At 64.3% G+C, this 7172-nt stretch carries 8 protein-coding genes; 5 read left to right on the top strand and 3 right to left on the bottom strand.

The window, feature by feature from the left end; all coding sequences use genetic code 11:
- Positions 1-346 precede the first annotated feature (346 nt).
- On the bottom strand, positions 347-1327 hold the full coding sequence (glpX, locus tag ACYPYD_RS17580; protein ID WP_008829618.1) for a class II fructose-bisphosphatase: 981 nt from the start codon (positions 1325-1327) through the stop codon (positions 347-349).
- Positions 1328-1558: 231 nt separating this feature from the next.
- Between glpX and ACYPYD_RS17575 the strand changes: the two genes are divergently transcribed.
- Complete coding sequence (locus tag ACYPYD_RS17575) at positions 1559-1846, top strand: hypothetical protein (RefSeq protein WP_231958052.1); 288 nt, start codon at positions 1559-1561, stop codon at positions 1844-1846.
- Positions 1847-1935: 89 nt separating this feature from the next.
- On the opposite strand, the gene ACYPYD_RS17570 is transcribed toward ACYPYD_RS17575, so the two are convergent.
- Positions 1936-3243: a homoserine dehydrogenase gene (locus ACYPYD_RS17570; protein ID WP_008829620.1), complete on the bottom strand. Its 1308-nt coding sequence runs from the start codon at positions 3241-3243 to the stop codon at positions 1936-1938.
- A gap of 73 nt (positions 3244-3316) precedes the next feature.
- Positions 3317-4162 (bottom strand): hypothetical protein, encoded by an 846-nt coding sequence (locus ACYPYD_RS17565; protein ID WP_036529914.1) that lies wholly within the window; start codon positions 4160-4162, stop codon positions 3317-3319.
- Between the two features lie 367 nt (positions 4163-4529).
- Between ACYPYD_RS17565 and ACYPYD_RS17560 the strand changes: the two genes are divergently transcribed.
- The 4 genes from ACYPYD_RS17560 (at position 4530) to ACYPYD_RS17545 (ending at position 7160) form a co-directional block, all read left to right on the top strand.
- Complete coding sequence (locus tag ACYPYD_RS17560; protein WP_008829622.1) at positions 4530-5192, top strand: TonB family protein; 663 nt, start codon at positions 4530-4532, stop codon at positions 5190-5192.
- 80 nt (positions 5193-5272) lie between these two features.
- Entirely contained in the window at positions 5273-6037 is a 765-nt protein-coding gene (locus ACYPYD_RS17555) for a MotA/TolQ/ExbB proton channel family protein (protein ID WP_008829623.1), read from the top strand.
- A gap of 132 nt (positions 6038-6169) precedes the next feature.
- Positions 6170-6700: an ExbD/TolR family protein gene (locus tag ACYPYD_RS17550; RefSeq protein ID WP_008829624.1), complete on the top strand. Its 531-nt coding sequence runs from the start codon at positions 6170-6172 to the stop codon at positions 6698-6700.
- Between the two features lie 25 nt (positions 6701-6725).
- Positions 6726-7160 (top strand): ExbD/TolR family protein, encoded by a 435-nt coding sequence (locus ACYPYD_RS17545; protein WP_008829625.1) that lies wholly within the window; start codon positions 6726-6728, stop codon positions 7158-7160.
- The last annotated feature ends 12 nt before the right edge of the window (positions 7161-7172 follow it).

The following is a 7172-nucleotide window of genomic DNA, read 5'->3' as shown; positions in this document are numbered from 1 at the left end:
CAGCCCGCAGGGCTGACGGAGGGGCTTCTCCCCTCCACCACCGACTTCGTCGGCGGTCGCCCTCCCCATTCCTGCGGAACAGGGAGGATATACAAGGTCCCCAATGGGGCGCTTTTCGAAGGTCCGCTTTCCTACACATGGCGCGCTCCGGTACATTGCGCTCATGCCCCGTCCGCCGCTCACCTTCCGCCACAAGGTTACACCACAAGGTGACACCTCATCCGCACAAGGTGACACATCCAGCGCAAAATGTGTCACCTTAGGCCCGCAAGGTGACACTTTCCGGCCCAAGGTGACGTCTTTTGCCCCTGGACCGTGTCAACCGTGTAAACCCTGTCACCTTGCATCAGATCCGATGCTCGCCCCTGATCCAGCGCACGGTGCCGGAACTGGCGCGCATCACCACGCTTTCGGTGGTCATGATGCCGCCCTTGCGCCGCTTCACCCCGTCGAGCAGCGAGCCGCTGGTGACGCCGGTGGCGGCGAAGATGCAGTCGCCCTTGGCCAGTTCCTCCAGCTTGTAGATCTTGTCGAGGTCCTTGATGCCCCATTTGCGGGCGCGGGAGCGCTCGTCGTCGTTGCGGAACAGCAGGCGGCCGTTGAACTGCCCGCCGACACAGCGCAGCGCCGCCGCCGCGAGGACGCCCTCGGGCGCGCCGCCCGAGCCCATGTAGAGGTCGATCGTGGTATCCTCGTCGGTCACCGCTATGACGCCTGCCACGTCGCCGTCGCCGATCAGCACGACGCCGCAGCCGATCTCGCGCAGCTCGGCGATCAGCGCCTCGTGGCGGGGGCGGTCGAGCACGCAGACGATGATGTCCGAAGGCTTCACGCCCTTGGCCGCCGCCACCGCCTCGACGTTCTGGGTCGGGGTCTTGTCGAGGTCGATGACGCCGTCCGGATAGCCGGGGCCGACCGCGATCTTCTCCATATAGACGTCGGGCGCGTTGAGGAGGCCGCCTTCCTCCGCCGCCGCCAGCACTGCCAGCGAGTTCGGTCCGGCCTTGGCGGTGATGGTGGTGCCTTCGAGCGGATCTAGCGCGATGTCGATCTTCGGACCCTTGCCGGGAGCGCCGCCGACCTTCTCGCCGATGAAGAGCATGGGCGCCTCGTCGCGCTCCCCCTCGCCGATCACGACCGTCCCGTCGATGTAGAGGCCGTCAAAGGCCTTGCGCATTGCCTCGACTGCGGCATGATCGGCTGCCTTCTCGTCTCCGCGCCCTATGAGGGAGGACGCGGCGATGGCGGCAGCCTCGGTGACGCGCACCATTTCGAGGACCAGAACGCGATCGAGTACATGACTTGCGGGGGTAGTGTTTTCGGACATGTTCACTCCGGATTAATCCAGGGAGGCAAGATTTTCACCGATTAGACAGAGGATTTTGAATTGTCGAGAAGCTGGATTTTCCCTTTCGCAATCGCAATAATCGCTCCCGCGCCGGCGATTGCTCAAGACGCTTCCGGCGCTTCTGCAGGAGATCGTGCGATCGCCGAAAAAATGCTGGGAACAGGTGGTCGTATCACGAAGGATACTTCGCGCAACGCCTGTCTGCGAACCATGAAGCAGGGCGAGATCGTGGTCTGCGCGCCGACGCCGGACCAGTATCGCGTCCCCTCCACCGGAGACGACGACCCGACCGGCGTGGGCGCCAACGATGGGCGACCGCGCACGCCGGACGTTTCGGGCAACGGCATCTTCAAGGGCAAGGCGACGATGGGCGGCTTGTGCATGATCCCGCCGTGCCCGCCCGAGCAGCCCTACATTATCGACCTGTCGACGATCCCGGAGGCTCCCGCCGGTTCGGACGCAGACAAGATCGCCAAGGGCGAACTGCGCGCGCCATGACGGCAGCGTCCCGGAGTGGCGGCTCCGGGAGTGCTCAGGAATAGAACGTACAGGACGGATGCCTCCGAAGAGGCGTCCCCCGGCCCATCTCAGGCCCCGATGATCTGCATCACCAGCGGCTTCGCGGTCAGGCTGTCCGACCCGTCGAGAATGCGCATCGCCTCGGTGACGGCGCTCTCCGGCCCCGGATGCGTGACGACCGCCAGGATGACTTCGCCGTCCTGATCGGGATCGCCCTTCTGGATCAGGCTCTCGATCGAGACTCCCGCATCGCGCATGGCGGCGGTGATGTCGGCCAGCACGCCCGGGCGGTCCGGCACGGTGAAGCGGATGTAGGAACTGCCCACACGGTGCCCGGATTCCGCCGGTTCCATCGCTTCCAGTTCGCCCGCGGGCATCGAGAATGCCGCACCCTTTTCGCCGCGCGCGATGTCGATGATGTCGGCGACGACCGCGCTGGCGGTTGGGCCGTCTCCGGCGCCTGCGCCCTGGAACAGCAGGCGGCCCATGAAGTTGCCTTCGGCCACGACCGCGTTGGTCGCTCCGTCGACGTGGGCGAGGGGATGATCGATGGGCACCAGGTGCGGACGTACGCGCTGGAACAGCCGGGGAGTGCCGCTCGCAAGATCGACACCGGCCATGCCGAGCAGGCGGATGACGTAGCCGAGCGAGCGGGCCTGCTCGATGTCGGCGGCCTTGACGCGGCTGATGCCCATCGTCTCCACCGCGTCGAAGCGAAGCTGCGAACCGAAGGCGATGGCGGCGAGGATCGACAGCTTGTGCGCGGCGTCGATGCCCTCGATGTCGAAGGTCGGATCGGCCTCGGCATAGCCAAGCCGCTGCGCCTCGGCGAGCACGTCGCCGAAGTCCGCGCCGGTGTCCTCCATGGTCGAGAGGATGTAATTGCAGGTGCCGTTGAGGATGCCGTAGACGCGCTCGATGGCGTTGGCGGCGGCGCCTTCGGACAGCCCCTTGATGACCGGGATGCCGCCCGCGACGGCCGCCTCGAACTTGAGGGCGACGCCCTTCGCCTCTGCGGCGGCGGCCAGTTCCAGCCCGTGATGCGCGATCATCGCCTTGTTGGCGGTGACGAGGCTCTTGCCGCCCGCAATCGAGTTGCGGGCGAGGGCGAGGGCCGGGCCGTCCGAGCCGCCGACCATCTCCACCACCACATCGACGTCGCCCCGCGCGGCGAGGGCGGCGGTATCGTCCACCCAGTCGTAGCGCGAGAGGTCGACGCCGCGATCCTTGGTGCGGTCGCGCGCGCTGACGGCGGCGATGCGGATCGGACGGCGGGCGCGGCGGGCGATCAGCTCCGCATTGGTCTCGATGAGACGGACGACGCCGGTGCCGACGGTTCCCAGTCCGGCAAGCGCGATATTCAGCGGTTCGGCCATGCTAGCTCCTTGTTCGGGAGCGCGCACTAAGGCAGGCGGGCGTCAAATTCCAGCACGAACGCCGATCGCGGTGTCACTTAAGTGTCCGCGCGCAGGGGCCGAGCTGGCTCAGGACCATGCGATAGTCCGCCAGAGCCTGCTGCTGCTCGGCGAAGCTGCCCGAGACATTGGCGCCGGCAGGCGGGGTACGGGGCAGGAAGCAGGCGAGCCGATACCACTCGAGCGTGTCCGGTTCCGGGGGGTGGCCGAGGTCGGCGACCAGTTCGGAGAACGACACGCCCCATGTCGGAGCCTGGCCCTGTTCGTGCTTCACCGTGATCGAGGCGGCCGAATTATCGTGGGTATTGAGGAAGATCTGGGTCTCCCCCTGACCTGCGAGATTGCCGGGGACGAACAGCATCTCGCGCACGCCGGTGATCTTCGCAGGCGCGTCAGGAGCGACAAGGGCCTGGAGAATCGAACGGAGCCGTGTCTCGCGCGCGGGCGTGGAAATCTGCTGTGCGGTCGGCCAGACGAGTTGAAGTTCGCCGGGACGGCCCGGCACGGCGCGTGCGAATAGGAACACGACCTGCTTCTTCAGCTTGGGTGCCTTGCCCTTGGCGTCGAGCGGGAGGTCGACGAGGTAGGTGACCGATTCGCCGAGTGGGGCCTTGCCCACCAGCAGGGCCCTGGTGCGGGCCTCTATATAGAAGCGTCCATGTCCCGGAGTGAGACCGCGCGCCCGTTCATTATCGATGCGGGTCATTTTGGCGATCTGGGCCTGCACCACGAGACCTGCCGAATCAGCTAGGTCGGCGATGTCGGCATAAGTGACTTCATCGGGCGTCTCGAGCGGCCCCTGGGCGCTCGCCGCAAGGGGCGCAAGCGCGATGTAAGCACCCGCCAGGGCCGCTGCAAGGGGGCGCGAAATCAAAGGCATGGACGATAATCTCCGTGGAAATGCGATGGCTTATAGCCCTTGAGCGGCCTCAACTCAAAATTGCACTGGATCAATTTGAGCTAACCGGGCATGAATCGCGCGTTAACCCCCGCTGGGCCGATAAGGCGTTGCGTGGGGTGGGCTTCGACGTTAAGAAGCCTGCAAAATGGGGCAAAAATAGCAATAGCTCCTCGGTTCGCCTCCCGTTTCGTATTGTCGTCGGATGGGCAGACTGTTAGCCGTCAGGGTGGGTAATTTGGAGTTTCGTCATGGGTTCCCTCTTTCCGGGGGGGAGTCCATGGGCGCCCTTGGGCATGTTCTTCCGGGAATTTTTGTCCGGGGCTTGGTAATGGAGTGATGCGTCTGAATGGCTTACGCTGACCAGCAGATGAGCACCAACAAGGTTGTTGCTCTTGTCATTGTCGCCTTGATCCATGTCTTCGTCGGCTATGCGCTCGTCACCGGCTTGGCCTATGAGGCGGCGAAGAAGGTCATCAACAAGGTGACCACCGTGGATATCAAGGAGGAAAAGCCCAAGGAGGAAGAGCCACCGCCGCCGCCTCCGAAGGAAGATACGCCGCCGCCGCCTATCGTGGCGCCGCCGCCGCCGATCAACATCGCCCCGGCTCCGCCGCCGGTGCAGACTGTGATCACTCCGCCCCCGGCTCCGCCGGTGGTGATCCAGACCGCAGCGCCGCCGCCGGCTCCGCCGCCGCCGCCGCCCGGTCCGTCTAAGGCTCGCGGCGTCAAGCCGAAGGGCCAGGGCAGCTGGGCCGCCCGCATTCAGTCGAACTATCCGACCCGCGCTGCTCGTGAAGAGCGCGAAGGCCGCGTCGGTGTTCGCGTGACTGTCGGTGGCGACGGTAAGGTTTCGGCCTGTTCCGTTTCCGCTTCGAGCGGCAGCCCGGATCTGGATGAGGCCGCTTGCGACGGTATGCAGCGCTACGCGCGCTTCGACCCGGCGCTCGATGCGGACGGCAACCCGATCTCGTCGTCGTACTCGACCGCGATCGTGTACAAGCTCAACTAATCTCCAAGGGATCGGTTCAGGTCATTGGGTAATTCGACCGCTCCGATCACATCCTGCATTCTTCTTGAGAGGTAACTCGCATGCTTATCGTTGACATCCTTGCCGCCGCGGGCGCGCCGCAGAACAAGTTCGGCTTCGCCGAAGCGCTTCAGCAGGGCGGTTTCATCGCTTACGCGACCGTGATCATCCTGGGCATCATGTCCTTCGGTTCGTTCTACATCCTGTTCACCAAGTGGTTCGAGCAGTCGAAGATCCTGCGCCAGTTCAACGCGATCCGCACGACCTTCTGGAAGGCTCCGACCCTGCGTGAAGGCGCTGCCAAGCTCGAGAAGAACAGCGCATGGCGCCAGCTCGTCGAAGACGGCATCGCCGCTGAAGACCAGCACTCGAAGATGACCGACTCGCTTGAAGCCCACGACTGGCTGCACGGTTCGCTGTCGCGTTCGGAAGCGACCATCAACGCTCGCCTCTCCGGCGGCCTGCCCTTCCTCGCCACTGTCGGTGCGACCTCGCCGTTCATCGGTCTGTTCGGTACCGTCGTCGGCATCTATCGCGCACTGATCGCGATCGGTCTCGCCGGTTCGGCCTCGATCGACAAGGTCGCGGGTCCGGTCGGTGAAGCGCTGATCATGACCGCGCTCGGTCTGCTCGTCGCCGTTCCGGCCGTGCTTGCCTACAACTACCTGCAGTCGCGCAACAAGCGCATTGCCGAACTGCTGACCGGCTTCTCGAACGACATTCTCGCGAACATCAACTCGAAGGGCGCCATCAAGCCGACCGTCGCTGTCGCGGCCAAGGCTGCTCCGGCCCCCGCCAAGCCGGCTGCCGCTCCCGCCAAGCCGTAAGAGCACGGGGAACGAAGCGGATCGGCTCATTGACCCGATCCGCCCCCGTCGGGGTCAAGAAGAAGGCGGCGGCTCGAAGCATGCGAGAAGTCGCTGCCGACCCCCAGGCAACGCAAGGATTAGGATAAGACTATGGCGATATCCACGGGCGGAGGCGGTGCAGAGACACCGATGTCCGACATCAACACGACGCCGCTCGTCGACGTCATGCTGGTGCTGCTCATCATCTTCCTGATCGCGGTTCCGGTCGCGATTCAGACGATCGAGAAGCTGCGCATTCCCGTCATCGTAGCGCAGGAGTCGAAGGACAAGGTGGAGAATCTCCTCCTTACCGTCTCGACCACCGACGCTTCGGGCAAGAGCGCGGGCGAACCCGGTTTCCAGGGTGCGAACCGCGGCGGTGAATGCCGCATCTACATCAACAACGTGACGCCGGTGACTTCCGAGGAACTGCGCGACCAGGCCTTCAAGCGTCTTGACGCGATCGTGAAGCGCGAAGGTGGTCCGCAGGCTCTCATGGCAAACCCGGATCTCATCCCGCAGGTCCACATTCGTGGTGACGTCGAATCGCCTTGGCGCTGCGTCGCCGGTGCGATCTACAACGTCCAGATTTCGGGTTATCCGACGGTTGGCTTCATCACCAACCCGATCGATCCTAACTGACGCGCGGGAACAGGAGTAACATCTCATGGCAATGTCAGCAGGCAAGTCTGATGGCGAGCCGATGATGGAGATGAACACGACGCCGTTGATCGACGTCATGCTCTGCCTCCTCATCATGTTCATCATGTCCATCCCGGTTGCGACGCACTCGATCGATATCGATCTGCCCGTCGCGACCCCTCCGACGGACACTCCGCCTCCGATCGACCCCGTCAAGAACAAGATCGTGCTGACTCAGGACAGCAAGGTCATGTGGAACGGGACCCAGATCGATCAGGGGCGTCTGGTCCAGACGCTCGAAGCCACGACCCGCATGACCCCCGAGCCGGAACTTCAGTTCCAGCCCGAGCCGGAAGCCAGCTACGAGCTGTCGGCACAGGTTCTCGAGGTCATCAAGGCCTCGCAGGTCACGAAGTTCGGCTTCGTCGGCAACGAACAGTTCGCGACTTTCGGCAAGTAAGCCGATCGTTCA

The sequence above is a fragment of the Novosphingobium sp. 11B genome, from assembly GCF_054589055.1.
The sequence above is the reverse complement of the archived record's forward strand: the minus strand, read 5'-3'. Positions and strand labels throughout refer to the sequence as shown.

What these genes read in the sequence shown, in the direction of transcription:
- glpX (WP_008829618.1), bottom strand. Translation starts at nt 1,327, where the DNA reads ATGTCCGAAAACACTACCCCCGCAAGTCATGTACTCGATCGCGTTCTG.
- ACYPYD_RS17575 (WP_231958052.1), top strand. Translation starts at nt 1,559, where the DNA reads ATGAAGCAGGGCGAGATCGTGGTCTGCGCGCCGACGCCGGACCAGTAT.
- ACYPYD_RS17570 (WP_008829620.1), bottom strand. Translation starts at nt 3,243, where the DNA reads ATGGCCGAACCGCTGAATATCGCGCTTGCCGGACTGGGAACCGTCGGC.
- ACYPYD_RS17565 (WP_036529914.1), bottom strand. Translation starts at nt 4,162, where the DNA reads ATGCCTTTGATTTCGCGCCCCCTTGCAGCGGCCCTGGCGGGTGCTTAC.
- ACYPYD_RS17560 (WP_008829622.1), top strand. Translation starts at nt 4,530, where the DNA reads ATGGCTTACGCTGACCAGCAGATGAGCACCAACAAGGTTGTTGCTCTT.
- ACYPYD_RS17555 (WP_008829623.1), top strand. Translation starts at nt 5,273, where the DNA reads ATGCTTATCGTTGACATCCTTGCCGCCGCGGGCGCGCCGCAGAACAAG.
- ACYPYD_RS17550 (WP_008829624.1), top strand. Translation starts at nt 6,170, where the DNA reads ATGGCGATATCCACGGGCGGAGGCGGTGCAGAGACACCGATGTCCGAC.
- ACYPYD_RS17545 (WP_008829625.1), top strand. Translation starts at nt 6,726, where the DNA reads ATGGCAATGTCAGCAGGCAAGTCTGATGGCGAGCCGATGATGGAGATG.